This window comes from Vogesella urethralis (genome assembly GCF_007644045.2).
In the GTDB taxonomy this organism is placed as follows: domain Bacteria; phylum Pseudomonadota; class Gammaproteobacteria; order Burkholderiales; family Chromobacteriaceae; genus Vogesella; species Vogesella urethralis.
In genome coordinates this window covers 1-26,861 of sequence record NZ_VMDW02000012.1, presented here as the reverse complement: position 1 = coordinate 26,861, position 26,861 = coordinate 1, and the positions used below count along the sequence as shown (strand labels likewise).

Sequence of the window (26,861 nt, the reverse complement as noted above, 5' to 3'; positions counted from 1 at the left end):
CGGCCCCGCACGCAAGCCAAAGCCCCTGTCGCCAGACAGGGGCTTTGTCATGGTGCAGCCGATACCAGCCGGGCTGGCTCAGGCCACGGCGCCGTGGCCGTAGACGTCCAGCTGCCAGCGCCCGCTAGCGGGCTGGCGTTCGGCGCGGATCGGCCAGCGGTACACCTGGCTGAGCAGGTCGCCGTGCAGCATCGCGTCCGGCCGGCCTTGCGCCACCAGCTCGCCGTCGGCCACCAGCAGCAGCCAGTCGGCAAAGTTGGCCGCCAGTTGCAGCTCGTGCAGCACGCAGACCAGCGTACGTCCCTGGCGTGCCAGTTGTTGTAGCTGGCGCAGCAGCAATTGCTGGTGGCGGATGTCCAGATGGTTGCACGGCTCGTCCAGCAGCATCAGCGGCGTGTCCTGCGCCAGCGCCCGCGCAATGGCGGCACGCTGGCGCTCGCCGCCGGACAGCGTGGCCAGCCGCTGGCCGGCCAGGCCTTGCAGCGCCATGCTGTCCAGCGCCCGCGCCACTGCCTGCTGGTCGGCCGCGCTGCTGCGCCCCAGCCAGCCCAGCTGCGGGCGGCGGCCCAGCATCACGTAGTCGGCCACGCACAGCGGGCTGTCGGCGCCTTCGTGCTGGCCCACCCAGGCCAGCGGGCGCGGCTGGCCGGCGCGCAGCGGCTGCCCCAGGCTGTGGCCGTGGCAGTCGCCATGAAAACCGGCCAGCGCGCGCAGCAGCGTGGTCTTGCCGGCGCCATTGGGGCCGATGATGGCGCACAGGCTGCCAGCGGGGATGTGCAGCTGGCGGGCGCTGAACAGGCAGCGGCTACCGGCGTGCACCGCGACGCGGTCCAGCTCAAATGCCGGGGCGCTCATGGCGGCCTCCTTGCAAGCGACGGAACAACCATAAAAAGAACACCGGTCCGGCAAAGGCCGCCATCACGCCGGCTGGCAGGTCTACCGGGTAGGCCAGCTCGCGGCCCAGGGTGTCGATCAGCAGCAAAAACAAGGCGCCGACCCAGGCCGACCACAGCATCAGCTGGCGCCGGGTGCCGCCGCCCAGCAGCGCGATGGCGTTGGGTACCATCATGCCGACAAAGCCGATGATGCCGGACAGCGTCACCGCGCCGCCGGCCAGCAGCGCCGCCCCAACAGCGGTAAGGGTGCGGGTGCGGCCAACCTGTACCCCCAGCGAGCGGGCGGTGTCGTCGCCCAGCAGCAGGCAGTCCAGGTCGCGTGCCACCAGCAGCAGGATGGCCGCGCCCAGCGCCATCACCGGCAGCACGTAGCCGTGCTCGGCAAAACGGGCTTCGGCCAGGCTGCCGGCTAGCCAGCTCATGGCGCCGCGCAGCGTCAGGTCGTCGGACAGGAACAGCAGCAGGCTGACGATGGCGCCGCAGCACGCCCCCACCACCACGCCGATGATCAGCAACCCGGCCTGGCCGCCTTGCAGCAGCCGGTTCAGTAGCAGGATTAGCGCGGTGATGGCCAGGCCGCCGCCAAACGCCGCCAGCGGCACGCTGAGGCCGCCGATGCCCAGCGCGATGACGCCGATCACCCCCAGTGCGGCGCCGGACGAAGTGCCGATCAACCCCGGGTCGGCCAGCGGGTTGCGGAACAGCGCCTGCAGCGCCGCGCCGCTCATCGCCAGTGCCGCGCCCACTAGCAGCGCGTTGACGATGCGCGGCAGCCGTAGCTGGCGCACGATGGGGTCGTGCCAGTCCGGCACCTGCCACTGCCCGCCGCCAAAGCCGGCCAGCAGCCAGATCAGCGCCAGCCCGCCGACGGCGGCCAACCCCAGGCCCACCCCCGGCAGCCGCGGCCAGGCGGGCAGGGCGGCCAGCGTGCGGCTGCCGCTCATGACGCCAGCGCCCGCAGTTTCTGCACCGTGGCCGGGCTGGCTACGCCCAGGCGCAGGAAGTCGGCCGCCGGCCAGGCCAGCACACGGTTTGCCTTCACCGCCGGGCTGCCCGCCAGCTCCGGCCGGGCTTTCAGCGCCGCCAGGCTGCCGAACACCGGTGCGTTGTGCGCGGCCACGATTACCACGTCCGGCGCCGCGCGCAGCCATGCCTCCGGCGTCATCGGCAGAAAGCCCTGCACATCGGCGGCAGCGTTCACGGCACCGGCGGCGCGGATGATGGCGTCGCCGGCGGTGCCACTACCGGCCACCAGCCGGCCGTCGTAGCTGAACAGCACGCGCTTGCCCTTGCCGGCCTGCGGCTGCAGCGCCTTCAGCCAGCTTGCGGCCAGCTGTTCGGCACGCCCGGCTTGCCCCAGCGCCTGCCCCACCTGGCGAATGCCGTCGGCAAAGGCCGCCGGGTCTTCGCTGTGGCGGATGCGGCCAACCTTCAGCCCCAATGCCTGCAACTGGTCGTAGATGGCGGGCGGCTGCGCCTGGTCGCTGCCCAGCACCAGGTCGGGCTTGCTGGCCAGTACCGGCTGCGGGGTCAGCGCGCGCGAGCTGCCGATCTCCGGCACACGGGCCAGCTGCGGCTGGCGCGCCAGCTTGTCGCGGCCAACCAGCAGGTGTTGCGCGTCCAGCGCCAGCACGATTTCGGCCACGTCGGCGGTCAGCGCCACCACGCGCGGGCCTGCCGCCGGTTGTACCGGAGCGGCGGCCAGGGCGGGGGCCATCGCCAGTGCCAGCAATAGCGGCAGGCGTTTACGCCACATGGTTGGCCTCCTTGCGCGGCAGGGCGGCGGCCAACTCGCGCCAGCCGGCCAGTTCCGGCTCGCCTTCGATGCGCTGGCCAAAGAAGCTGACGATGCTGTGGCCGTCGGCGTCGAACGCTTCGATGGCGGTGATGATGCCGTCGCGCGTGGGGCGGCGCACCAGCCAGGTTTCGTGCAGGCGGCTGTCTTGCAGGTGCAGGTTGAAGCCGGGGTCGAGGATGTTCAGCCACTCGCCGATGCGTTGCACGCGCTGCAGCGCGCCGGTATGGATCTGCACCATGCCGCGGTTGCCGACAAACACCATGATCGGCAGCCCGCTGTCGGCGGCGCCGCGCAGCAGGCGGTCTACCGCGTCGCCGGCCAGCTGCCAGGCGTGGCCGGCCGGCGCGTGGCGGAACGCTTGCTGCCGGGTGAGGCCGTGTTTGCGCAGCAAGCCGTGGAAGTGGTGCACGTCCTGCAACGCCAGCCACGCGTCGGCAAAGGCGGCGGCGTCGAAGCCGGCCGGCAGCGGCTGGCTGGCCGGGGCGGCGTCGACGTTGCTGCTGTCGAACAGCGGCGTGGTGGCCGCATCGGCAAACTCGGCCACCAGCGCTTGCCAGGCAGGTACGGCGCTGTCTTCTTTCAGGTACAGCTTGTGGATGGCGTGGCCGGCAGCGTCGTAGAACTGCAGCGAGCGCAGCGTGCCGCGCGGGCTGGCCTGCTCGGCGGCGTAGGCGTGCGCCCAGTGCGCGGGGAACAGGCGCAGGTCGAGCTGGCCCGGGTTGAGCACCAGGCCCACTTTGTCGGATAGCGTCAGGTTGTCGTAGCGGCCGTCCTTCTCGTGAACCGCCAGTTCGTTGCGGGTAATGGCTTTCAGCGTGCCAAGCTCGGCCAGGCGCGGCAGCAGCGCCGGCAGGTCGCAGCGCAGGCGGGTACTGCCCGGCAGGCAGGCCAGCAGCTGCGCTTCGCTGACGCCCAGCTGCGTGGCGGCATCACGCTGGCGCAGGTGGGCCTGTTCGGCTTTCAGCGCCTCGTAGCGCTGCAGCAGGGTAACGGGTGCGTTCATGGCGGTCCTTTCAGAAACGGGTTTCCAGGCTGGCGCTGACGCTGCGGCCGGCCTGGGCGTAGAAGTCGACAGCGCTGCCGGTGACGTTCTTCACGTCGGCCCACTGCCAGTATTTCTTGTCGCCCACGTTGTGCACGGTGGCGCGCAGCGTGGTCTGCTTGCCCAGCTTCAGCCAGCCGCCCACGTCCAGCGTGCCGTAGCCGGGGGCCTTGAACTGGCTGGCGCTGGCGGCGCGGGTTTTGGCGGCTACCAGCGTGATCAGCACGTCGCTACCCCATTGCCCTTGCTGGTAGTGCGCGCCCAGCGTGGCTTTCAGCGGGTCGATGCTGTTCAGCGGGGTGCCGGTTTTGCGGTTGCTGCCGTGTGCCCAGGCCAGGCTGCTGTCCAGTAGCAGCGCGTCGCTGGCTTGCCAGCCGGCGCGGGCTTCCACGCCGTGGGTTTGCACGCTGTCCAGGTTCTGGTACTGGAAGATGCCGCGCGGCGAGGCGGTGTCGGTGCCCAGGGTGACGGTATCGATGAAGTTGCTGTAGCGGTTGTAGAAGGCGGTGAGTTGGCCGCTGACGCTACCGCGCTGGTATTTGCTGCCCAGCTCGATGCCGCGCGAGGTTTCCGACTTCAGGTTGGCGTTGGGGATGATGCGGTAGCCGGCCTGCGCGTTGTTGAAGGTCATGAACGAGCTGTCGAACGGCGGTGCGCGGAAGCCGGTGCTGAGGTTGGCAAAGCCGGTAATGCCGTCTGCCAGCGGCAGGCTCAGGCCCAGTCGGGGCGACCACGCGCTGTCCTGGAAGCGGCTGACCGGTACCGCGCCGCCGCTGCTGGCCTGGTAGATGGCGTCGCTTTGCGGCGTCATGGTGTAGCGGTCGTAGCGCAGCGCCGGGGTAACGGTGAGGCTGCCCAGGCGGAACTGGTCCTGCACGAACAGGCCCAGGCGCTCGCTGCGGTTATCGGGGAAGGTCTTGCTGCTGGTGGTGGTGCTGCCGCTGGTAGTGCGCGTCAGGCGGCTGGTGTCGGTGCGGGTGGCTTCAACGCCGGTCAGCACGCGGTGCTCGCCCAGGCGCCATTCCAGCTGGCCGTCCAGCCCGCTGATGTCCTGGTCGAAGCGGTGGTTTTCGTAGCGGGTACCGGTGCTGCGCACTTCTACTGCCTTGTCTTCGTTGCGCAGCGTTTGCTGGTACAGCTTGAGGTTGGCCGCCGCCAGGCTGCCGTCGCCCTGGTAGCGGTATTCGGCGCTGTAACGCTGGCGACGGGTGTCGTCGTCACTGTCGCGGTCGCGCACGGTATAGCCGGTGGCGGCGCCGCGGGCGCTGAGCAGCTCGGTCTGGCGCTGGCGGTCGAAGCTTTCCACGCCCAGCAGCAGCTGGTGCGGGCCGTCCTGGCCCAGCGCCACTTTGGCCAGCACGTTGCGGGTGTCGGTCAGCTGCGGGTCGGCCACCGTGCGCTGGCCGCCTTCGATGTCGCGGCTAGCCGGGGTGTCCAGCTGGTGGGCACGGCGCTGGGTCAGCATCAGCAGCGCGGCGGTATTGTCGCCGGCCGCCGCCACGCTGGCGGTGGTGGCGCTGCCGTGGCGGGCGCCATCGTACGATTGCTTCAGGCCGAAGTGCAGCGGTTTGTCGCGGTCGACGAAATCGGCCGGCTCGAAGGTGTGCTGGCTGATCACGCCGCCGATGGCGTCGCTGCCGAACAGCGCCGACGCCGGCCCCTTGATGATGTCGATCTGGCGCAGGGTGTCCGGCTCTACCAGGTCACGGCCGGAGATGGCGCCGCCGCCACTCATGTACGCTTCGGGCAGGCGGGTGCCGTCTACCTGCATCAGGATGCGGTTGGTTTCGATGCCGCGGATGGTGACGCCAGCGTTGCCGCGCCGGCCCTGGTCGCCAGACACCGACACGCCGGGTTCTTGCGCGAGCAGGCTGTCGAGGTCGCTGGCGTGCTGGCGGTCCAGCTGTTTGCGGCCAACCGCCGAGATATTGGGCGCGGTGTCGGCCAGCTGCTCGCTGATGCGGTTGGCGGTGACCGTGGTGGTTTCCAGCACGGTGGGGCTGTCGGCAAAGACGGGCAGGGCCGCTGTCGTCAGACAGATGCCCGCCAGGGTAATGCGATCCTTGGACACGGATCTTCTCCTGTATGCGTGGCACCGTGGCTGGCGATGGCTGGCTCGGTGGGGTGGTTGCGGTGCGGTGTTACTTCACCAGTATCAGTTTGTCGTTCTGCGTCAGTTGCAGGCGGTAGTACTCGCCGCGATGGCAGATCAGCAGCTGGCGGTCGCGCACGAACAGCGTGCGGGTATCCAGTACCGTGTACGGTTGCTTGTCGGCGGCCGGTTTGGCTTGCGCTGCGGGTGTGGGCGTCATGATGTCACCCCCTGTGATGATAATAATTCGCATTTGCTTTTGTGGCAACAGCCGATAACAAGACAAAGCTGCCCCGGGGTGGCAGACAGCACCGGCTTGATAGCGGTAACAGCGCGGATAAGGGTGGATTGTTGCGATGCAGGGCGCTGGCGTTGACGGCAGTGGCTATCAATATTGATAATACTGATAATTATTATCAATAAGGTTGATCATGTTTTTGCCGCGCCAAGTTTGTGTCTCCGTGCTGTTAGCCGCGCCGTTGTCGGCTGTTGCCGCAGAAGAACCCACGCTGGATACCGTCACCGTGACGGCCAGCCCAGCCGCCGACGGCTACCAGCCTGGTCGCAGCAGCGTGGCCGGCCGGGAGCAGGACGTGCTGGATATCCCGCGTGCCGTGCAGCAGGTAGGGGCGCAGCAGATTCGCGACAAACAGGCGCAGAGCCTGGCCGAGGTGGTGAGCAGCGTCAGCGGGGTGCAGGAAAGCAATACCCTGGCCGGCCTGCAGGACAGCTTTACCCGCCGTGGCTTTGGCGAGCGTAACGACGGCAGCGTGCTGCGCGACGGTGCGCGCTCCTTCCTGATGAAAAACTTCGACGCCACCACCGAGACGGTGGAGGTGCTGAAGGGGCCGGCCTCGCTGCTGTACGGTATCCAGGAGCCGGGCGGCGTGATCAACGTGGTCAGCAAGAAGCCGCAATTCACGCCGCAGGGCAGCGTCAGCGTGCAAGCCAGTAGCGTGGGCGGCAGCAGCAGTACGCTGGACCTGACCGGCCCGCTGGGCGAAGGCAACCTGGCCTACCGCCTGGTGGCCGAATACCAGGACAACGACTACTGGCGCAATTTCGGCAGCATCCGCCGCAGCATGGTGGCGCCGTCGCTGCTGTGGGACGACGGTGACAACCGTCTGCTGCTGGCCTACCAGTACACCGACTTTCTGCAGCCGTGGGACCGTGGCACCGTGTTCAGCGGCGGCCAGGCCATCAATGTGGCGCGCGAGACCCGGCTGGGCGACCTGCTGGACCAGGCCGAAGGCACCACCCAGTCGGCCAGCGCGGTGTATACCCGCCAGCTGGACGCGCGCTGGCAATGGAAAACGCAACTGGCGTGGAGCGATATCCAGTACAGCAACTACGAAACCCGGGTAACGGCCTTTAATGCCAGCACTGGCGTGCTGACCCGTCGCCTGGACGGCAACGTGGTGCACAACCGTCAGGCCGGCCTCAGCAGCCAGCTGGGTGGCGAGCTGGCGCTGTGGGGCCAGGCGCACCGCCTGACGGCCGGTATCGACCTGAGCCGTTCGCTCGAGGCGCGCGAGAATACCTACCGTGGCAGCGCCAGCAGCCAGACCCAGCTGAACGCCTATGCGCCGGTGTACGGCCGCGTGTCGCTGGCCAATACCACGCTCAGCAACAGCGTCAGCGACAACCGTAGCCAGATTGACAGCGCCGCGCTGCTGCTGATGGACGACTGGGCACTGACGCCGCGCCTGAGCAGCAGCCTGGGCGTGCGCTACCAGCACTATCGCCAGGAAGACGGGGTTGGCCGCCCGTACGCGGTCAGCACCCGTGCCAGCGGTAGCACCAGCCTGCCGCAGCTGGCCCTGCTGTACAAGCTGACGCCGTCGCTGTCGGCCTACGGCAGTTACAGCGAATCGTTCGAGCCGAATGCCGCCAGCGATGGCACCAGCTTTGCTCCGGAAACCGGCAAGGCCTACGAGCTGGGGCTGAAGTGGGGCGGTAGCGGCTTGGCCGCCACGCTGGCGCTGTTCGACATGCACAAGCGCAACGTGCTGGTGACCGAAAACAGCGTCAGCAGCGCCGTCGGCAAGGTGCGCTCGCAAGGCGTGGAGCTGGACGTATCGGGCGCGCTGAGCCGCCGCTTGTCGGTAGCGCTGGCCTTGGCCTACACCGACGCTGTGGTCAAGGAAGACGCCGCTGCCTACGTAGGCAAGCAGCTGTATAACGTGGCCCGCCACAGTGGCAGCGCCTCGCTGGCGTACGATCTGGGGGTGGACGGTTTCGGTAACGCCTGGCGTACTGGCGGCGGCGTGCGCTATGTGGGCGAGCGCCAGGGCGATCGCGCCAACAGTTTCACCCTGCCGGCCTACACCGTGGCCGACCTGTTTGTCGGCTGGCAGACCCGCTTGCAGGGTCGCAAGCTGGACATCCAGGCCAACCTGAAAAACGTGTTCGACAAGACCTACTACACCTCCACGGCCGGCAGCAACCTCACCGTCCGCGTGGGCGACCCGCGCGAGCTGCTGGTGAAGGCGTCGCTGGCGTTCTGAGGTGGCACGCACCGTAAAGAAACCGCCCGTCCGGCAGCGCCGGCGGGCGGTTTTTGATAGCACCGGGCGTGCTGCCCTGCGGCCAACCTTACCAGTTGCTCTCGCGTTCCGGCGTGGCGGTAATCTGGTGGATGGACAGGTCGGCGCCGTTGAATTCCTCTTCGTCACTCAGGCGGATGCCCACGGTTTTCTTCAGCACGCCGTACACGATATAGCCGCCGCCAAAACCCACCACCACACCGGCCACGGTGCCGGCCAGTTGCGACAGCAGCGTCACGCCGCCGGCGCCGCCCAGCGCTTCCAGCCCGAAGATGCCGGCCGCAATGCCGCCCCAGGCGCCGCACAGGCCGTGCAACGGCCACACACCCAGCACGTCGTCGATCTTCCAGCGGTTTTGCGTGAGGGTGAACAGCCACACGAACATGGCACCGGCCACGCCGCCGACTACCAGTGCACCCACCGGGTGCATGATGTCGGAGCCGGCACACACTGCCACCAGGCCGGCCAGCGGGCCGTTATGGATGAAGCCCGGGTCGTTTTTGCCCAGCCACATGGCGGTCAGCGTGCCGCCCACCATTGCCATCAGCGAGTTCATCGCCACCAGGCCAGAGATGCCGGCCACTTTCTGTGCGCTCATCACGTTGAAGCCGAACCAGCCCACGATCAGGATCCACGCCCCCAGTGCCAGAAAGGGGATGGACGACGGCGGGTGCGCCGCAATGCGGCCTTCCTTGCTGTAGCGGCCGCGACGTGCGCCCAGGTGCAGCACGGCAGCCAGGCCGATCCAGCCGCCTACCGCGTGTACCACCACCGAGCCGGCAAAGTCGTGGAACGGCGCGCCCAGGTTGGCCGCCAGCCAGTCCTGCACGCCGAAGTGGCCGTTCCAGGCAATGCCTTCAAAGAACGGGTACACCAGGCCCACCAGCAGGAAGGTGGCGGCAGACTGCGGGTGAAACTTGGCGCGCTCGGCAATGCCGCCGGACACGATGGCCGGAATGGCGGCGGCGAAGGTGAGCAGGAAGAAGAACTTCACCAGCTCATAGCCGTTGGCCTGGCTGATGTGCTTCACGTCCGCCAGAAAGTTGACGCCGTAGGCGATGCTGTAGCCAATGAAAAAGTAGGCGATGGTAGAGACGGCAAAGTCGGTCAGGATCTTGACCAGCGCGTTGACCTGGTTTTTCTTGCGCACGGTGCCCAGCTCCAGAAAGGCAAAGCCGGCGTGCATGGCCAGGATCATCACGGCGCCCAGCAGCAGAAACAGTACGTCGTTGGGGGTGGTGGCAGGCATCTCTTATTCCCTGATAAATATTATGGTGCAGGGTGAGCAATAACAGTGCCAAGCAAAGGGTTGATTGCGCTATCGCGGTGCAGCTAAGGCGGAAGATGGCTTTATGCGCATGGTGTTGTCGATTGCGGTGCGAAGTGGTGCAAGTGTTTGGTGCGCAATGCCTGAAATGCACTGATATTGTGCCAGATTGCACCGCGATGGTTGGCCGCAGCCTGCCACCGGCCTGGCTGCGGGGCTGTGGCTAGCGCCGGCTGCCGGGCCACGGCTGCAGCGTGACGCGGCTAGCCTTGCCACCGGCGCGTTGCAGCGAGGCATCCAGCGGCGCCGGGGCGGTAATGGCCAACAGCAGACCGCAGTCCGGCAACGCCAGGTGGGCGGCGTAGTGGTCCAGTTGGTGGATGCTGCGAGTTTGTTGCGGGGTTTCCCAGCGCCGGCCTTGGTACTTGCCCAGCGCTTCTTTCAGCGTCCACACCGTCCAGAACGGGTGGCCGCTGAGGCTGCCTTCGGGTAGTGCGGCCAGCCAGGCGGCCTCGTCCGGGGTTAGCAGTTCGGCCAGCTCGTCGGGGTTGCACGCGGCGTCGGCCTGTTCGATGTCCAGCCCCAGCGGGCGGCAAGCCGACACGGCGGCGGCCACCCACGGGCCGCTGTGGCTGATCGACAGGCCCAGCGGCGCCGGGCTGCCTTCCAGCAGCAGGCACGGCGGCTTGTCGCTATCCATGGCAAAGTGGCGCAAGGGCAGCGACATCAGTTGCGACGCCGCTTGCAGCGCTAGCTGGCGGCCCAGGGTTTTCAGCGCTTCGCGCTGGGCAAAGCCGTCTTGCGGTAACGGGTCTGGCAGTCGGTCCAGCAGGATCAGGGTATTCATAACGGGCTGTTGGAGTCGGTTGTCATTGCCGGCAGCTTAGTCAGGAATGGCCGTCAAGTCACGCGGCATCACGCTTTCAGCTATCCAGATTCAGCAGCAGCGTTTCTTTTACTTCTTCCATTACCACATAGCTGCGCGACTCGTTGGCCTGCGGCAGTTTCAGCAGGATGTCGCCCAGAATCTTGCGGTACATCGACATGTCCGGCAGCCGCACCTTTAATAAGTAGTCGTACTCGCCGGACACCAGGTGGCACTCCTGCACGTCGGGCAGCTTCTGCACCTCACGGCGGAAGGCGTCGAAAATGTCGCCGGACTTGGCCGACAGCTTGATCTCCACGAATACCAGCAGGCTGGCGCCCAGCGCCTGCGGGTTCAGGCGCGCGTGGTAGCCCTCGATCACGCCTTCGCGTTCCAGGCGGCGCACGCGCTCGGTACAGGGGGTGGTGGACAGGCCCACTTTTTCGGCCAGTTCGGTCATGGCGATGCGTGCGTTGGCCTGCAGTTGCTGCAGGATCTTGACGTCCACTTTGTCCAGCTGGCGCATTCTGTCCATTGTGCGTTGCGGTTTCACTGTTTTGGCCTTTTTTTGCAGTGGTATGCACTGCGTTGTTATTAAATATAAGTGAAAAAAACTGCGTTTTAATCAATATACTACGCAAATTCACTGAGCGGTAATAGCCGCCGATTGCACACACGACAGGACAGCCCGCGCTGTCCTGTTTCAACAGGGTAGCCTGGAGGTAAACATGAAAGTCATCGTTCTTGGTGGTGGGGTCATCGGTATTTCCACTGCATGGTATCTGGCCAAAGCCGGCGTCGACGTTACCGTGGTGGAACGTCAGCCCGGCCCGGCGCTGGAAACCAGCTTTGCCAATGCCGGCCAGATCTCCCCGGGCTATGCGGCGCCGTGGGCGGCGCCCGGCATCCCGGCCAAGGCGGTGAAGTGGCTGTTCCAGAAGCACGCCCCGCTGGCCATCCGCGTGGACGGCAGCACCTACCAGTGGGAATGGATGGCGCGTATGTTCGCCAACTGCAACCCGCAGGCCTACAACGTCAACAAAGGCCGCATGATGCGCCTGGCCGAGTACAGCCGCGACAAGATCCGCGAGCTGAAAGCCGAAACCGGCCTCGGCTTTGAAGGCCGCGAAGGCGGCACGCTGCAGCTGTTCCGCAGCCAGCAGCAAGTGGACGCCATGGGCAAGGACATCGAGGTGCTGAAAGAGTGCGGCGTGGCTTACGAAGTGCTGGACGCCGACGGTTGCGCCCGCATCGAGCCGGCGCTGAAAAAGACCAAGCACAAGCTGAAGGGCGGCCTGCGCCTGCCCAACGACGATACCGGCGATTGCCAGATGTTCACCACCCGCCTGGCCGAGATGTGCGCTGGCCTGGGCGTGAAGTTCCTGTGGGGCAAGAGCATCGACAGCATCCAGACCTACGGCGACAAAGTGACCGGCGTGGTGGTGGAAGGCGAACTGCTGAGCGCCGACCACTACGTGGTTGCCACCGGCAGCTACTCGCGCGAAATGGTGAAGGCCATCGGTATCGACATTCCGGTGTACCCGGTAAAAGGCTACTCGCTGACGGTACCGATCACCAACGCCAAGGGCGCGCCGGTGTCCACCGTGCTGGACGAGACCTACAAGATTGCCATTACCCGTTTCGATAACCGCATCCGCGTTGGCGGCATGGCCGAGCTGGCCGGTTTCGACCTCAGCCTGAACCCGAAACGCCGCGCCACGCTGGAAATGGTCGTAACCGACCTGTACCCGGACGGCGGCGACGTGTCGCGTGCCGAGTTCTGGACTGGCCTGCGCCCGATGACCCCGGACGGCACGCCGATCATCGGTGGTACCCGCTTTGCCAACCTGTCGCTGAACACCGGCCACGGCACGCTGGGCTGGACGATGTGCGCCGGTTCCGGCAAGGTGCTGGCCGACCTGATTACCGGTACGCAGCCGGAAATCCTGGTAGACGGCCTGTCGATGCAGCGTTACGCCAAGCAAGGCGAAACCCTGGTGGTGCCGATGTTCCAGCCCGCTGCGGCCAAAGCCTGAGACTGCCATGCGCCCATTGATTGCTTCGATCCGCCTGGATCACTTCCGACATAACTACCTGCTGGCGCGCCAGCAGCACGGTGGCCGTGCGCTGGCCGTGGTGAAGGCCAACGCCTACGGCCACGGCGCGGTGCGCTGCGCCCAGGCAGTGGCCGACGTGGCCGACGGTTACGCCGTGGCCTGCCTGGAAGAGGCGCTGCAACTGCGTGCCGCCGGCATCAGCCTGCCCATCCTGCTGCTGGAAGGCGTGTTCGAGCCGGCCGAGCTGGCCGAAGTGCAGGCGCACGATCTGTGGCTGGTGGTGCAGAACCGCGAGCAGCTGGCCATGCTGTTGGCCGCACCGGCCGCCAAACCGTTCCGTGTGTGGCTGAAGATGGATTCCGGCATGCACCGTGCCGGCTTCTTCCCGGCCGATTACGCCGCCGCCTACCGCGAGCTGGCAGCCAGCGGCAAAGTGGACGCCATCGTCAAGATGACGCACTTTGCCCGTGCCGACGAGCCGGGTTGCCCGGCCACCGACGCGCAGATTGCTGCGTTCGATGCCGCCACCGCCGGCCTGGGCGGCGACACCAGCCTGGCCAACTCGGCTGGCATCATGATCCACGCCGACGCCCGCCGCGACTGGGGCCGTCCCGGCATCATGCTGTACGGCGCCACGCCGCTACCGGCCGACCATGCGGCCAACGTTGGCCTCAAAGCGGTGATGCAGCTGACCACGCGCATTTTTGGCGTGCGCGAGCTGGGCGCGGGCGAGCCGGTAGGCTACGGCGCGTCGTTCCATACCGAGCGCCCCACCCGCGTTGGCCTGATGGCGTGTGGCTACGCCGACGGCTACCCGCGGCTGGCGTCTACCGGCAGCCCGGTGCTGATCGACGGCGTCAAGAGCCGCGTCATCGGCCGCGTGTCGATGGACATGATGACGGTAGACCTCACCGACATCCCGCAGGCTGGCGTAGGCAGTACCGTCGAGCTGTGGGGCGACACTATCAGCGTCAACGACGTGGCCGCCCACGCTGGCACCATCGGTTACGAGGTGCTGTGCAACGTCAAGCGGGCGCATTTCCGCTACGAGTAAGATTCAATTCGTATGGCATGAAGCGGCAAGCAATGGCTTGCCGCTTTTTTTGTGACAAAATGCCGCAGGAGCTTGATTTTTCACAAGCCGCACCAGGCGCCGACTTTTGATAATACGCGCCTTGCCGATGAATCTAGGGAAACCATGAGCCGACTATCCACCCTGTTCTGGGTGAAGGTGCTGGGAATGCTGCCGGGGGAGGTGAGCCACGCCGACGCCGCCAGCCTGCTGTCGCCCGGCTATCATATGTCGCTGCTGGCCAGCCGCCGTGCGCACATGCTGGTCGGGCGCGTGCGCTTGTTTGCCTGCCTGTTTTCCATCCTCACGCCGCTGTGGATCGTGGTGGATTGCTACACGCTGCCATCACCGCTGTGGTGGCAGCTGGCCGCGTTGCGGCTGGCCACTTCGGCTGCCTTCCTGGCGCTGACCCGCCGCCTGAAACCGGACGGCACCCTGTGGCAAGCGTGGCGTGGCATGGCCTTGCTGTTTGCCATCCCGTCGCTGTTCTATCTGTGCTCGCACCTGTTGCTGATGCAGTATTCGCTGGCTGGCGTGCCCGGCATCATCAGTGCCGGCTACAGCTTCCTGCCCTTTGTGCTGCTGGCCGGGCTGGCCATTTTTCCGTTGACGCTGCTGGAATGTGCGGCCTTTGCCTTGCCTGCCTTGCTGGCACATCTGCTGTCCGGTTACCTGCTGTGGCAGCCGTTGCTGGCGCCGTCGTTCTGGGGCGCATTCTGGTTGCAGGTGCTGATTGCCGCGGTGGCGGCGCTGGCCTGTACCACCCAGTTGGCTTTCATGATGGCGCTGGTGCAGCAGGCGGTGCGCGACCCGCTCACCGGCGTGTTCTCGCGCCGCAGCGGCGAGGAAATGCTGGAGCTGCTGGCCGGCCAGGCTGCGCGCAATGCCATGCCGCTGACCGTAGTGTTCATCGACCTCGATCATTTCAAAACCATCAACGACCGTTTCGGCCACGCCGCCGGCGACCAGACGCTGAAACGGCTGGCCAGCCACCTGGACGCTTTGCTGCGCCATAGCGACATCCTGTGCCGCTGGGGGGGCGAGGAGTTCCTGCTGTTGCTGCCCAATACCAGCCTGGTACAGGCGCGGGCGCTGTTGCGCCGCTTGCGGCGGCTGGGGCTGGGCGAGCGCCCGGACAAGCAGCCGCTGACTGCCAGCATGGGGGTGGCGGAGTGGCAGCAGGACGCCGCCGGCGACTGGCGCCAATTGCTGGCCGTGGCCGATGCGCGCATGTACCAGGCCAAGGCCGCCGGGCGCGACCGTGTGGAGTACGGCGGCCGCACCGAGGCGGCTTAGCGCCCTTATTAGCAGGTTGCAATAAGTTTTGATTGTTAAATAGCTGGTTATATTAATAAATCTGTACTTGAAAACCCCATCTGCATGAAGAAAGAATGAACCTGGCAACCCCGTTTGCTTGGAGTCATTCATGCCGCTTGAGTCCCCGCTGTCTTCCCCTGCACTGTTGCCGGCAGCGCTGGTCACGGATACCGCCTACTGGCTGGCCGATATGGGGCGCAGCCGTTTCCTGTTCATGTCGCCGGGTTTCGAGGCTTTGTGGGGGTGTTCGCTGGCGTCACTGCACGAGCAGCCGGCACGCTACCTGCAGGCCATTCATCCCGACGATCTTGCCGTGTTCGGCCATGGCCAGCCGTTGGCTGGCGGCCGGCAGCAACGTTGCTTTCGCGTGCGGCAGCCGGATGGCAGCTACCGCCGTATCGGCGAATGCACCTTCACCATGATTTCCCCGTTCGGCGGCGAGCCGCGTCTGGCTGGCGTAGCCTTTGCGCTGCCGGACAACGACGCGACGCTGGGCGGCGACTGGCTGGCCGGCAAGGAGGGCATCGTGGACGAACTGGCCGAGCTGTACCAGCGCAGCATTACCAACGACGACAACCTGCGCCACCTGTTTGCCCACTCGGCCATCGCCGTCATCGTGCTGGACGCCGAGGGTTACGTTTGCGAATGGAACGCCGAAGCCGAACGCCTGCTGGGCTGGCGCGACAATGCCGCGCTGGGGCGGCCGCTGTCGGCACTGATCGTGCCGCCCCAGCTGCAAAACCGTTTCCACGACTGGCTGTTTGCCGACGGCAGCGACGCCTTGGCGCACACCATGCGGCCGCTGGAAATGCCGGCGGTGCACGCCAACGGCAGCCGGGTGCCGCTGGAGCTGTCCGGCTGGCAGTTTGTGCTGTCCGGCCTGCCGTACCGTGGCATCACGCTGCGCGACATGACGCGCCAGCACGTGGCCGAGCAGGTGCTGTACGAGCACATGGAACGGGCGCGCATGCTGTTCGAGTTTGCCAGCATCGCCATGGTGGTACTGGACCATACCGGCACCATCATCGACTGGAACATCCACGCCGAGCAGATCTTCGGCCTGCGCGGCGAAAATGCGGTTGGCCGCCCGTTGCTGGACGTGCTGCAGCTGGGGCCGGACCAGCTGCCGCCCGGCCTGAGCGTGGGCGATAACGGCCTGCAGCTGGCGGCGGAGGCGTCGCTGGAGTTCGTGCTGCAGCGCGCTGACGGCCCGCAGCACGTGGACGCGTCGTTCTGGCCGTTCTCGTCCAGCCAGCAAGGGTTTATTGGTGCCTTCTTTCGCGATGTCACCGCCCGCAAGACCGCGGTCAATGCGCTGCGCGAATCGGAGGAGCACTACCGGCTGGTGATCGATAACGTTCGCGACGGCATCGTGGTGGTGCAGGGCATGCGCATCGTGCTCAGTAACCCCCGTGCCTGCGAGATCAGCGGCTACCAAGCCGACGAGTTGGCCGCGCTGGACTTTGCCAGCCTGATCCACCCCGACGACCGCGACCGGGTGCTGGGCGCGCACCAACGCCGTAGCCAGGGCGAGCAGGTGGATGCCCGCGACGACTTGCGGGTGCTGACCAAGCAGGGTGAAGAGCGCTGGGTGGACAGCGGCGTGGTGATGATCGAATGGCACGGCCGCACCGCCGCGCTGGTGTTCTTTACCGATATCACCCGCCGCAAGCGGCTGGAAGACGACCTGACCCGCACCCTGCGCGAGCGCGAATCCATCCTCGACAACAGCATTGCCGGCATGGCGTTTGTGGATGGCCAGGGCTTTGTGCGCTGGGTGAACCGCACCGCCGCCGAGCTGTTCCAGACCACACCGGAGCGCATGCAGGGCGGCAGCCTGGAGCGTTACTACGATATCCAGCAAGACTTCCTGCGCACCACGCGCGATGCACGGCAGGCTTTTGCTTCCGGCCGTGCTTTTGCCAGCGAGATGCGCATGCGCACCGCTTGCGGCCAACTGCTGTGGGTGCAGCTGTCGGGCAAGCCGATCAACCCGGAGCAGCCCGGCCAGGGTACGGTCTGGGTGATGATGGACATCAGCCGCCGCAAGGAGCTGGAGTTCGAGCTGATGCGAACCCATACCGAGCGCGAAGCCATCCTGCAGTCGGCGCTGGTGGGCATGGCCTTTGTCACCAACCGCCGCCTGCTGTGGATCAACCGCACCTTTTCCACCCTGCTGGGCTACAGCGAGGAAGAGCTGATCGGCAAGAGCAGCCGCATATACTTCCGCAGCGACGAAGACTTCGACAACTTCGGCCGCGACGCTTACGGCAGCCTGGCCGCCGGCAACATCTTTACCACCGAGCGCCAGTTGCAAACCAAGAGCGGCAAGCAGATCTGGGTGCAGATGAACGGCACCAGCATCGTCAAGGGCCAGCCGGACAAAGGCACCATCTGGACGCTGGTGGACGTCTCGGAACGCCACTTTGCCGAGCAGGAAATCCGCGATGCGCTGGCCAAGCAGCAAGAGCTGAACGTGCTGAAGTCGCGTTTCGTGTCGATGACCTCGCACGAATTCCGCACCCCGCTGGCCACGGTGCTGTCGTCGGCCGAGCTGCTGCGCCATTACCGCGACCGCCTGACGCCGGAGCGGCGCGACGAGCTGCTGGACACCATCCAGATTTCGGTACAGCGCATGACCGACATGCTGGACAACATCCTGCTGATCGGCCGCGTGGAGGCCGAGCGGGTGGAGTTCGTGCCCCAGCCGCTTGACGTGGCGCGCTTTTGCCGCAACCTGGTGCAAGAGGTGTCGCAGGCCTCGCAGGCGCGTGGCGACGTGGTGCTGGCCAGTGTGGAGATGGATATCGACCTGGCGCAGCCGTGCCTGCCGCTGGACGAAAAGCTGCTGCGCGAGATTCTGGGCAACCTGCTGAGCAACGCCTTCAAGTACTCGCCGGACGGCGGCGTGATCCGCTTTGCCGCCCGCCAGCAAGACGCCAAGGTGGTGTTCGACGTACAGGACCAGGGCATCGGTATTCCGCCGGAAGACCTGCCGCAGCTGTTTGACGCCTTTCACCGCGCGCAGAACGTGGGCGCCATTCCCGGCACCGGGCTGGGGCTGTGCATTGTGCGCAAGTCTGTAGAGCTGCACCACGGCGAGATTTCGGTCACCAGCCAGCCGGGTGCCGGTACGCACTTCCGGGTGCAGCTGCCGCTATTGGCACCGCAGAAGGGGGGAGGGGCATGAGACGCATCCTGGTGGTGGAAGACGACCTGGCCATCCGCAACAACATCATGGCCCTGCTGCGGCTGGAAGGTTACGACGCCGACGCCGCCGGCGACGGCGTGGAAGCGCTGGAATACTTGCGCGCCGGCAGTTACTCGCTGCTGATCAGCGACGTGATGATGCCGCGCATGGACGGCCACCAGCTGCTGCAGCAACTGCGCAGCCAGCCGGCCACGGTGCAGCTGCCGGTGATCCTGCTGACCGCGCTGGCCGAAAAGCACGACCACCGGCACGGCATGAACCTGGGTGCCGACGACTACCTCACCAAGCCCTTCCAGCGCGAAGAGCTGCTGAAGGCGGTAGAGGCACGGCTGGGGCGGCTGGCGCAGCAGCAGGCCGAAACGCAGCGTTTGCAAAGCGAGGCGCACCGCTTGCGCTACCTCGACCAGCTAACCGGCCTGGGTAGCCGCATGGCGCTGCTGGAGGCGCTGTCCGGCCAGGGCGTACTGGGCGAGCAGCACCACGAACAGGTGCTGGTACTGGTGCTGGGCGTGGACCACTTCTCGCGCATCAACGACTCGCTGGGCTACCAGGCCGGCGACGCCGCGCTGCGCGAATGCGGCCAACGTCTGGAGCAGGTGCTGGGCGACGCCGGCCGCGCCTACCGCCTGATCGGCCCCAATTTTGCCGTACTGGCGCGGGTGCCGGGCCGCGAACAGGCGCAGGCGCTGGCGCAGCAGTTGCACCAGGCCTGGCTACAACCGATGACGGTGCTGGGCGAGGAGATGTTCATTCCGGTCAGTATTGGCTATTGCCTGTACCCGGCCGACGCCGACGATGCGCAGCAGCTGCTGGGGCGGGCCGAGGTGGCGCTGCACCAGGCGCAAAACCTGGGCGGCAGCCAGGTGCTGGCCTATACCGCGCAGATGAACGCCGAAGCCGGCGAACGCCTGCGCCTCAATAACGACCTGTTCCGTGCGCTGGAACGCCACGAGTTCGAGGTGTATTACCAGCCGCAGGTGTGTCTGCACGATGGCAGCGTGGTGGGTTTCGAGGCGCTGCTGCGCTGGAATCATCCGCGGCTGGGGCGGGTGTCGCCGCTGCGTTTCATTCCGCTGGCCGAAGAAAACGGCCAGATCATCGCCATCGGCTGCTGGGTGCTGGCCGAAGCCTGCCAGCGCCTGGCCGACTGGCAACGCATGGCACCCGGCCTGCGCGTGGCGGTGAACCTGTCGGCGCGGCAGTTTGCCTCGCCCGGGCTGCTGTACAGCATCGAAGCGGCGCTGGATTTCAGCGGCCTGCCGCCAGAGCAGCTGGAGGTGGAAATTACCGAAGGCACCGCCATGGTGGATGCCGAACGCACGGTGGATACGCTGCGGCGGCTGAAAGACCTGGGCATCAAGCTGGCGCTGGACGACTTCGGCACCGGCTACTCCAGCCTGTCCTACCTGAAGCGCTTTCCGCTGGACGTGTTGAAGATCGACCAGTCGTTCGTGCGTAACATTCTCGGCTCCGGCGGCGACCGCGCCATTACCCAGGCGGTGATTTCGCTGGCGCGCAGTTTCGGCATGGCGGTGATTGCCGAAGGGGTGGAAACCGAGGCGCAGAAAACCCTGCTGCAAGAAATGGGGTGCGACGCCTATCAGGGCTATCTGTTCAGCCAGCCATTGAGTGCATTGGAAGTGGTTCAGCAAATCGGCGACTGGCAAGTCGCTTGCAAAGGGGAACATCATGCTGTTTGACGAGGACACCATCGCCCTGCCGGACGTGGCTGACTACGCGCCGGCCATCGAGCCTACCCGCATCTTCATCGTGGAAGACCAGCCCACGCTGCGCAGCAATCTGCGCCAGCTGCTGGAGCTGGAGGGCTACGCAGTTGAAGAGGCCGCCGACGGCACCAGCGCGCTGGCGCGGCTGGAGGCACTGGCCGCCAGCCCGGCGCAGCGCCCGCAGCTGGTGTTGCTGGATGTGGGGCTGCCCGATATGGAAGGCTACGAGATTTGCCGCCATGTGCTGCAAGACCCGCGCTTGCTGCACGTGCCGGTGATTTTCTTGTCCGGCCGCGTGGAGCTGGAAGACCGCATGGCCGGTTACGAAGCCGGCGCCGAAGACTACATCGCCAAGCCCTACGTCAATGCCGAACTGCTCAGCAAGATCGGCGTGGCCTTGCGCAACGGCCAGACCCGGCACGCGCAGCACGAGCTGCAGGGCCAGGTAGCCAACGCCATGCAGGCGGCGTTTAGTGCGATGAGCAGCGCCAGCGAGATCGGCGTGGTGTTGCAGTTCATGAAGGGCAGCTTTGCGCTGCAGGACAACCCGGCCTTGCAGCACAGCATGCTGCAGGCACTGCAGGACCTGGGGTTGGACGCCAGCATCCAGCTGCGCTCGCTGCGCGGGGTCAGTACCGTCAACGCCGAAGGGCCGTGCGGCCAACTGGAAATCGGCCTGATCGAGACGCTGGCGCGGCGCGGCCATATCGTGGACGCCGGCCGGGTGACGGTGTTCAGCTACGGCCAGGTATCGCTGGCGGTGAAAAACATGCCGCGCGAAGATGAGGAGCGCAACGGCCGCCTGCGCGACAACCTGGCGTTTCTGACCGAAGGCGCCGCCGCCAGGTTGGCCGCGCTGGACGCGGCCTGGCAGCAGCAACAGCAGGCGGCGGTGCTGGCCGAGCTGGTGGCCTGTACCCGTGACACGCTGCGCGTGGTGGACGAACGCTTCCGTTACCAGCAGTGGGCCAGCGGCGACATCATGCTGCGCCTGCGCGAGAACATTGACCGCGCCTTCGTGCGATTGGGCCTTACCGAGGGCCAGGAGCGCATGATCGCGCAGCTGCTGGCCTCGGCGACCGAGGAGTGCACGCTGCTCAGCGAGCAGGGCGTGGACGTGGAGGTCAGCATGAAGGCGCTACTGAAAGCGCTGGACGCTTGCCAACTGCCGGTCTCATAGCGCGCTGACGTCGTGCCACTGCTGGCGCAGCAGCCGCTCGTGCCATTCGTCGCCCAGCCGTTGGCTGGCCGCCACGGCGTCGGCCCACAGCCGGCGCCGTTCTGCATCGCGGCCGGCAAAGCGTTTCGGGTCGCCACGGTCGGGTAGCCGGCCCAGCCCCAGCGTGGCCAGGTAGGCCGGGCTGGGCGTGACCAGCAGCGTATTGTGGTGGTGGCTGGCCTGCGCCTGCCGCCACGGCAGCAGCTTGTCGAACCAGCCCGGCACGATGCGCGGCTGGTAATGCAGGAACAGCGTGATGCCCGGCTGGCGCTGCCACGGGTAGTCCAGGTGGTAGTCCAGCAGTCCGCCGTCGCGGTACACGCCTGGGGTGGCGCCCGGTATTGCCACGCCGTCAAACAGCCCCGGCACACCGGTGGTGCCCAGCAACGCCGCCTCCAGGTTGGCCGCATCCAGCGCTACCCGCTGCGTGGGCAGGCCGTCCTGTGGCACAAACGCCAGTGCGCTGCGTGCGTCGTGGCAGATCAGTCGCTCGAACACGTGGCGCAGCTGGCGACGCCCGGCGGCGTTGCAGGCCGCCGCCAGCCCCAGCCCCGCCAGCAGTGGCGCGCGCTGTTCGCGGCGCAGCAGGCCGCGGCTGCGTACCAGAATCAGGCTCAGCCGGTAGTGCGGGTGCTGCAGGATGGCCTGTTGGCCGTGCGGCCCCAGCGTGTCGTGCAGTAGCGCCTGCCAGTTTTGCCAGATCAGCTGGCGCGTGGTCTGCCGGCTGTAATCCTGCGCCACGTAGTTGGCCGCAAAGCGCTGCAGCGTGGCCACCGGGTCGGGCTGCATGGCGCAGGCAAAGCGCCAGCCGCCGATCGACGCGCCCACCAGATCGCGCACTTGCGGGCTGCCGGCCAGCCACTGGAACACGGCCTGGTCCAGTCCGGCCAGGCCCAGCGCCTTCGGCCCGCCGGCGGCGCCGGGCAGGGCGGTGATGTCGCGGGCGTGCAGGCCGTGCTGCTGCAGGTGGTGGCGGGCACCGGCGCCGGCACGCAGCGTCAGCAACGGGCCGTGGCGCACGATAATGGCGGTCATGGCTGGAGTGTCCGGAATAAAAGGGTAATAATACCCGACTAAATTACTTTATTAACCACCCCGGAGTTTGCCCCATGCCTCAGGCCTATCTGGCTGCCACCGGCCTAGACCTGCCCGCCACTGCCGTCGCCGCCGCCAGCGCCGTGCTGCACGCCAACCTGCCCGGCCTGCCCAAGGCCGCCCCCGACGACCTGTACCGCTACCGCGTGCCCAAGCTGGGCGAGGGCGGCAGCTGTTCGCTGGTGGACGAGCTGGAGGAGCAGCCGTACGACGTGTCGCCGTGGCTGGGTGGTAAAAGCCCGGCTGCCGACGCGGCGCTGCGCCAGCTCAACGCGCTGGTAGAGGCCACGCTGCAGACGGTGCCGGCCGACTGGTTGGGGGTGTACTGCCGCTTTGAACAAGACGGCCTGCCGCGGCTGGTGAAACTGGCCTACCGGGGCCTGCCCAGCCGCGCGGAATTCCCGCTGACCGAAGACTTTGCGCTGTTCAGCAATAACAGCCGCGTCGGCCTTAGCGGCCGTGCCGCCATCGTGGCCGACGTGGCCGCCTGGCAGGCTGCCGGCGGCGCCTACTACGAGTGCGACCCCAAGGTGCAAAGCGAAGTGTGCCTGCCGGTACTGGCCGCCGACGGCCGCGTGGTAGGCATTCTGGACGCCGAAGACGCGCGCCCCGGTTTCTTTGGCGCCGCCGAGCAAGCCACGTTGGCCGCCCTGGCGCTGGCGCTGTCGGCGCCGTTCAGCGCGCTGTCGGGTGTTGTTGAAAAAAACTGAGCAAGCTGTTCGCCGCTTTGCACTTTTCCCTGCGGGCATGGCCGGCTAAGCTGGCCACGCCCTGCTAACTGAATCGGAGTTTATTTTGAGTCAAGCCGACACCCAACCTCGCGTAGACCTGGTCGCCAGCTGCAAGCTGCCCACGCCGTGGGGTGTGTTCCAGATGCATGGCTTTGAAGAACACGGCGGCCGCGAGCACGTGGCGCTGACGCTGGGCGAGGTCGCCGCCGGCGACGCGCCGCTGGCGCGCGTGCATTCCGAATGCCTCACCGGTGACGCGCTGTTTTCGCTGCGTTGCGACTGCGGCTTTCAGCTGGAAGCCGCGCTGGAAGCCATCTCCCGCGAAGGCCGTGGCGTACTGCTGTACCTGCGCCAGGAAGGCCGCGGCATTGGCCTGATCAACAAGATACGCGCCTACAAGCTGCAGGACGGCGGTGCTGATACCGTGGAAGCCAACGAACAGCTGGGCTTTCCCGCCGACATGCGCGACTTCCGCATCGCCCGTGAGATGCTGGCGCTGCTGGGCGTGGACGCGGTGCGCATCATGACCAACAACCCGCGCAAGATCGCCACCCTGGAACAGGCCGGCATTCGCGTGGCTGAGCGCGTGCCGCTGCAGGTTGGCCGCAACGAGTTCAACGACCACTACCTGAACACCAAGCGCGCCAAGCTGGGCCATCTGTTCGGTTTCTAGCCCGCCGCCCTCAAGCCCGCCGCTATGGCGGGCGATAAAACGGGTAGGGCACGATCGCCCGCCACAAGGACCCCGCCATGATCAAGATTGCGCCGGTAGGCGGCCCGGATGCCATCAGCCAGCACCTGCCGCAGCAGCTACCCGGCCACGGCCACCCGCACGGCCATGCGGCGGCCGACGCCGGTACCACCTTCAGCGCCAGCCTGCTTAGCCAGCACGCGCTGCAGCTGGACCCGGACGGCGAAGCCGGCGACAAAGCCACGCCGCAGCAGCTGGCGCAAGCGCTGTGGCAGCTGCTGGCCTTGCTGGAAGAGCGGCTGGCCGACATGCGCGAGCGCGCGCTGATGGCTGGCGGCCAACCTTCGCACGGCCTGTTCAACGAACTGGTGCAAATCAGCGACGTGGTGGCGCGGCTGCGCCACCTGTGGCAACGGCTGCATCAGGAAATGCCCGAGGTGTGCCGCCAGGCCGGCGACCGCCTGCGGCTGCTGTTCGGCACCGTGCACTTCCTGCTGCGCGTACTGGCGCACAGCGCCGAGCCGGTGGACTGGCAGGCGCAAAGCCGGCTGTGGGCCGAGCACGAGGCGGCGTTGCTGCTGCCACTGTAGGCCGCGAGAGCAGTTTTTCATTGAGTTGGGTGTGCCGCGGATGCGGCAATGCGGGGTAGGGTAGCCTACCGGGGGCTGGCAGCGCGGCTGCGCTTGGCAGGCGGCAGAAACGAAAAAACCGGCCAAAAGGCCGGTTTTTTCTGATCGGTGGTGGAGGTAAGCGGGATCGAACCGCTGACCTCTTGCATGCCATGCAAGCGCTCTCCCAACTGAGCTATACCCCCACGCTGTGGTGGCGTCCCCACGGGGATTCGAACCCCGGTTATCGCCGTGAAAGGGCGGTGTCCTAGGCCTCTAGACGATGGGGACCTAGTCCTGGTGGAGGTAAGCGGGATCGAACCGCTGACCTCTTGCATGCCATGCAAGCGCTCTCCCAACTGAGCTATACCCCCACAGGTTTCTTCGTTTGCTGCATCGCTGTAGCGCTGAAGAGGTGCGCACTTTAACAAGCCACCCTGGGGGCGTCAAGCGCTTTGCAGCACTTTTTGCAAAGAAAAATGCACCTTTTTTGCAAGTGACTGATTTTTATAGAAGCGCTGCTTACGCCTCGGCCAACTTTTTTTCGTCGCCAGCGTGTACCGGGCGAATGTGCATGGCGCGCAGTACGCCGGCCAACAGCAGGCCAATGCCCAGCAGCGTCAGCCCGTCCGGCCATTGCCCGCGCAGCAGGTAGGCAAAAGTCAGCGCGGCCAGGGTTTCGAACACGATCAGCTGCCCGGCCAGGCTGGTGGGCAGGCGCTGGCTGGCCTCGTTCCAGCACAGCGTGCCCAGCCACGACGCCAACACCGCCACCGCCAGCATCATCAGCATGAAAGTTTGCGGGCGCGGGCCCAGCGGCATGGCAAACGCCGGTGCTTGGTAGTGTTGCCAGGCCCAGAATAGCGCGTAGCCCAGCACCGCCAGCGGCAGCGTGGCCAGGCCCTGCGCCGTGGCCCAGGCGCGCGGCTTGCGCTGCGGGTGGGCGCGCAACCAGTTGCCGTTGCGAATCGGGTACCAGGTCCAGCACGCCACCGCCAGCAGTGCCATCAACGCGCCGCTGGCGTAGCGCGCCATGTCGCGCCCCGGCTGCTGCGCCAGGCTGGCCAGCTCGGCCTGGTTGACGCAGGCAATGCCGGCCAGCATCACCAGCAGTGGCGGCAGCAGCTGGCCCCACGGCAGGCGGCCGTCGCGCTGGTGGTTGAACAGGTTGGCGCTGATGGCAATCACCACCGGCAGCGTGCCGATCAGCATGGTGGGCAGCGGCCCGCCGGTGCGCTGGATGGCGCTGGCCAGAAACAGGTAGTACAGCACATTGCCCACCAGCGACAGCTGCAGCGCCTCGCGCCAGTCGGCACGGGTCAGGTGGGCCAGCTCGCGGCGGTCCAGCCAGGCCAGCGGCAGCGCAATCAGGCCAAACGCCAGATAGCGGCCAACGCTGAGCAGGGCGGCGGGGTAGTCGGGCAGCAGCAGCGGGGCGATGAAAACCAGCCCCCACAGCGTGCCGGCGGCCAGGGCAAAGGCAATACCGGTCAGCATGGGTGTCTCCATAGGGTGGCCGGCCAGTATGCGGTGCGGTGCAGGCGGCGTCTTGTACCAGCTTGCGGTGCGGCAAGGTTGGCCGCAGGGGGGCTTACTGGGTCTGAGGGACGGAGGCTAGCCGCGCACCGCCTTCTGGTAGCGTGCCGGCGTGGTGCCGTAGCGTTTGACGAAGCAGCGGTTCAGGTGCGACTGGTCGCTCAGGCCGCAGTCGGCGGCCACTTGTGCTGGCGCCAGCCCGGCGGTGAGCAGCTGTTTGGCGCGGTGTAGCCGCAGCGCCATCAGCATCTGCTGCGGCGTGGCGTGGTGCTGCGCCTGGAACTGGCGCAAAAAGTGGAACGGGCTCAGCCCGGCCACGGCGGCCAGCTGCTCCAGGGCAATGCGCTGCGCCAGATGGGCCTGCATGTAATCGATCACCGTGTCGAAGCGCTGCGTGGCAGTGTGGGGCGGGCGGCTGCCGGCCAGCGGAGTCAGCAGGGCCACCAGCTGCGCCAGCAGGCAATCGAACGCCAGCGCGTCGTCGGCCTGCCACAGCGCGGCCAACAGCTGCGACAGCTGCTGCGCCCGCGCCGGCTGCTGCTGTACCGCGTCGGCAAACCACCAGCCGCGCTGGCCGGCAATGTCGTCCAGCACCTGCGGCTCGATGTAGATCATGCGGTACTGCCAGCCGCCATCGCTTTCGGCGCGGCCGGTGTGCAGCACGTCCGGGTTCATGGTGACGATGCCGCCCGGCGCCGCCAGGTGCTCGCTGCCACGGTAACGAAAGCGCTCCACACCGCTGGCCACTGCGCCAAAGCCGTAGGCGGCGTGGGTGTGCGGCTCGAAGGCATGGCGCACGATGTGCGCCCGGTACAGCTCGATACCCGGCCGCGCCGGCGGGTGGAAGAACTCCGCGCGGTCGCTGGCAAACTCAAACTGCTGCGGCACGCCCTGCATGGTGGTGGCTTATCGAAACGAAAGGATAGGGCTGCAGCTTAGCGGCAGGCGGGGTGGATGGGCAATGCGTGGCTGGCGAAATGCAAAAAGCCCGCTGCGGTAGCAGCGGGCTTTTGTCTTGGCGTCCCCACGGGGATTCGAACCCCGGTTATCGCCGTGAAAGGGCGGTGTCCTAGGCCTCTAGACGATGGGGA

The 26,861-nt window shown here is 66.7% G+C and carries 22 protein-coding genes and 3 tRNA genes; 10 read left to right on the top strand and 15 right to left on the bottom strand.

The genetic code is table 11. The features are described 5' to 3' along the window. Positions 1-78 precede the first annotated feature (78 nt). From FLQ03_RS00410 to hemP, 6 genes are all read right to left on the bottom strand, one after another. Positions 79-855: an ABC transporter ATP-binding protein gene (locus FLQ03_RS00410; protein ID WP_144373487.1), complete on the bottom strand. Its 777-nt coding sequence runs from the start codon at positions 853-855 to the stop codon at positions 79-81. Further along, a complete protein-coding gene (locus FLQ03_RS00405) occupies positions 836-1,840 on the bottom strand; it encodes a FecCD family ABC transporter permease (protein WP_144373486.1) in 1,005 nt (334 codons plus the stop codon). Before FLQ03_RS00405 ends, FLQ03_RS00410 begins: the two co-directional genes overlap by 20 nt. Next, entirely contained in the window at positions 1,837-2,652 is an 816-nt protein-coding gene (locus tag FLQ03_RS00400) for a heme/hemin ABC transporter substrate-binding protein (RefSeq protein ID WP_144373485.1), read from the bottom strand. The genes FLQ03_RS00405 and FLQ03_RS00400 overlap by 4 nt, the downstream gene beginning before the upstream one ends. Beyond that, positions 2,642-3,697, bottom strand: a complete 1,056-nt coding sequence (locus FLQ03_RS00395) for a hemin-degrading factor (protein ID WP_144373484.1) — start codon at positions 3,695-3,697, stop codon at positions 2,642-2,644. The genes FLQ03_RS00400 and FLQ03_RS00395 overlap by 11 nt, the downstream gene beginning before the upstream one ends. Before the next feature lie 10 nt (positions 3,698-3,707). Continuing rightward, complete coding sequence (locus FLQ03_RS00390; protein WP_144373483.1) at positions 3,708-5,807, bottom strand: TonB-dependent hemoglobin/transferrin/lactoferrin family receptor; 2,100 nt, start codon at positions 5,805-5,807, stop codon at positions 3,708-3,710. A 70-nt stretch (positions 5,808-5,877) separates the two neighbouring features. Further along, positions 5,878-6,048: a hemin uptake protein HemP gene (gene hemP, locus FLQ03_RS00385; RefSeq protein WP_144373482.1), complete on the bottom strand. Its 171-nt coding sequence runs from the start codon at positions 6,046-6,048 to the stop codon at positions 5,878-5,880. A 241-nt stretch (positions 6,049-6,289) separates the two neighbouring features. Between hemP and FLQ03_RS00380 the strand changes: the two genes are divergently transcribed. Then, on the top strand, positions 6,290-8,335 hold the full coding sequence (locus tag FLQ03_RS00380) for a TonB-dependent siderophore receptor (protein ID WP_240802169.1): 2,046 nt from the start codon (positions 6,290-6,292) through the stop codon (positions 8,333-8,335). Positions 8,336-8,423: 88 nt separating this feature from the next. Here the strand turns inward: FLQ03_RS00380 and FLQ03_RS00375 are convergent, their stop codons facing one another. The 3 genes from FLQ03_RS00375 to FLQ03_RS00365 all read right to left on the bottom strand — a co-directional run bounded on the left by FLQ03_RS00375 (position 8,424) and on the right by FLQ03_RS00365 (position 11,032). Continuing rightward, a complete protein-coding gene (locus FLQ03_RS00375; protein WP_144373480.1) occupies positions 8,424-9,623 on the bottom strand; it encodes an ammonium transporter in 1,200 nt (399 codons plus the stop codon). A gap of 241 nt (positions 9,624-9,864) precedes the next feature. Further along, positions 9,865-10,488, bottom strand: a complete 624-nt coding sequence (locus FLQ03_RS00370; protein ID WP_144373479.1) for a 4'-phosphopantetheinyl transferase family protein — start codon at positions 10,486-10,488, stop codon at positions 9,865-9,867. A 76-nt stretch (positions 10,489-10,564) separates the two neighbouring features. Next, positions 10,565-11,032: an Lrp/AsnC ligand binding domain-containing protein gene (locus FLQ03_RS00365; protein ID WP_206210811.1), complete on the bottom strand. Its 468-nt coding sequence runs from the start codon at positions 11,030-11,032 to the stop codon at positions 10,565-10,567. Between the two features lie 190 nt (positions 11,033-11,222). On the opposite strand from FLQ03_RS00365, the gene FLQ03_RS00360 reads away from it, so the two are divergent. The 6 genes from FLQ03_RS00360 to FLQ03_RS00335 all read left to right on the top strand — a co-directional run bounded on the left by FLQ03_RS00360 (position 11,223) and on the right by FLQ03_RS00335 (position 21,070). Further along, the gene (locus tag FLQ03_RS00360; protein ID WP_338116351.1) at positions 11,223-12,542 is read left to right on the top strand and encodes a D-amino acid dehydrogenase; all 1,320 of its coding nucleotides are present in this window, start codon (positions 11,223-11,225) and stop codon (positions 12,540-12,542) included. A gap of 7 nt (positions 12,543-12,549) precedes the next feature. Further along, complete coding sequence (gene alr, locus FLQ03_RS00355; RefSeq protein WP_144373476.1) at positions 12,550-13,617, top strand: alanine racemase; 1,068 nt, start codon at positions 12,550-12,552, stop codon at positions 13,615-13,617. Positions 13,618-13,761: 144 nt separating this feature from the next. Continuing rightward, positions 13,762-14,931 (top strand): GGDEF domain-containing protein, encoded by a 1,170-nt coding sequence (locus FLQ03_RS00350; protein WP_144373475.1) that lies wholly within the window; start codon positions 13,762-13,764, stop codon positions 14,929-14,931. A 130-nt stretch (positions 14,932-15,061) separates the two neighbouring features. Beyond that, complete coding sequence (locus FLQ03_RS00345) at positions 15,062-18,142, top strand: PAS domain S-box protein (protein WP_144373474.1); 3,081 nt, start codon at positions 15,062-15,064, stop codon at positions 18,140-18,142. Next, entirely contained in the window at positions 18,139-19,863 is a 1,725-nt protein-coding gene (locus tag FLQ03_RS00340) for a putative bifunctional diguanylate cyclase/phosphodiesterase (protein WP_144373473.1), read from the top strand. The genes FLQ03_RS00345 and FLQ03_RS00340 overlap by 4 nt, the downstream gene beginning before the upstream one ends. After that, positions 19,853-21,070: a response regulator transcription factor gene (locus FLQ03_RS00335; RefSeq protein ID WP_144373472.1), complete on the top strand. Its 1,218-nt coding sequence runs from the start codon at positions 19,853-19,855 to the stop codon at positions 21,068-21,070. Before FLQ03_RS00340 ends, FLQ03_RS00335 begins: the two co-directional genes overlap by 11 nt. Here the strand turns inward: FLQ03_RS00335 and FLQ03_RS00330 are convergent. Next, on the bottom strand, positions 21,065-22,144 hold the full coding sequence (locus FLQ03_RS00330; protein ID WP_144373471.1) for a hypothetical protein: 1,080 nt from the start codon (positions 22,142-22,144) through the stop codon (positions 21,065-21,067). The genes FLQ03_RS00335 and FLQ03_RS00330 overlap by 6 nt on opposite strands. Positions 22,145-22,218: 74 nt before the next feature. Between FLQ03_RS00330 and FLQ03_RS00325 the strand changes: the two genes are divergently transcribed. The 3 genes from FLQ03_RS00325 (at position 22,219) to FLQ03_RS00315 (ending at position 24,216) form a co-directional block, all read left to right on the top strand. Then, positions 22,219-22,914: a GAF domain-containing protein gene (locus FLQ03_RS00325; RefSeq protein ID WP_144373470.1), complete on the top strand. Its 696-nt coding sequence runs from the start codon at positions 22,219-22,221 to the stop codon at positions 22,912-22,914. Between the two features lie 85 nt (positions 22,915-22,999). Next, positions 23,000-23,608: a GTP cyclohydrolase II gene (gene ribA, locus FLQ03_RS00320; protein WP_144373469.1), complete on the top strand. Its 609-nt coding sequence runs from the start codon at positions 23,000-23,002 to the stop codon at positions 23,606-23,608. A 77-nt stretch (positions 23,609-23,685) separates the two neighbouring features. After that, entirely contained in the window at positions 23,686-24,216 is a 531-nt protein-coding gene (locus tag FLQ03_RS00315; RefSeq protein WP_144373468.1) for a hypothetical protein, read from the top strand. Between the two features lie 148 nt (positions 24,217-24,364). Here FLQ03_RS00315 and FLQ03_RS00310 read toward each other — a convergent pair. The 5 genes from FLQ03_RS00310 to FLQ03_RS00290 form a co-directional block, all read right to left on the bottom strand. After that, positions 24,365-24,440, bottom strand: a tRNA-Ala gene (locus FLQ03_RS00310). Positions 24,441-24,449: 9 nt separating this feature from the next. After that, positions 24,450-24,525 (bottom strand) — tRNA-Glu (locus FLQ03_RS00305). A gap of 7 nt (positions 24,526-24,532) precedes the next feature. Beyond that, positions 24,533-24,608 (bottom strand) — tRNA-Ala (locus FLQ03_RS00300). A gap of 148 nt (positions 24,609-24,756) precedes the next feature. After that, complete coding sequence (locus FLQ03_RS00295; RefSeq protein WP_144373467.1) at positions 24,757-25,731, bottom strand: DMT family transporter; 975 nt, start codon at positions 25,729-25,731, stop codon at positions 24,757-24,759. 117 nt (positions 25,732-25,848) lie between these two features. Further along, positions 25,849-26,658 carry an AraC family transcriptional regulator gene (locus FLQ03_RS00290; protein WP_206210808.1) on the bottom strand — a complete coding sequence of 270 codons (810 nt, stop codon included), beginning with the start codon at positions 26,656-26,658 and terminating at the stop codon, positions 25,849-25,851. Positions 26,659-26,861: the final 203 nt, after the last annotated feature.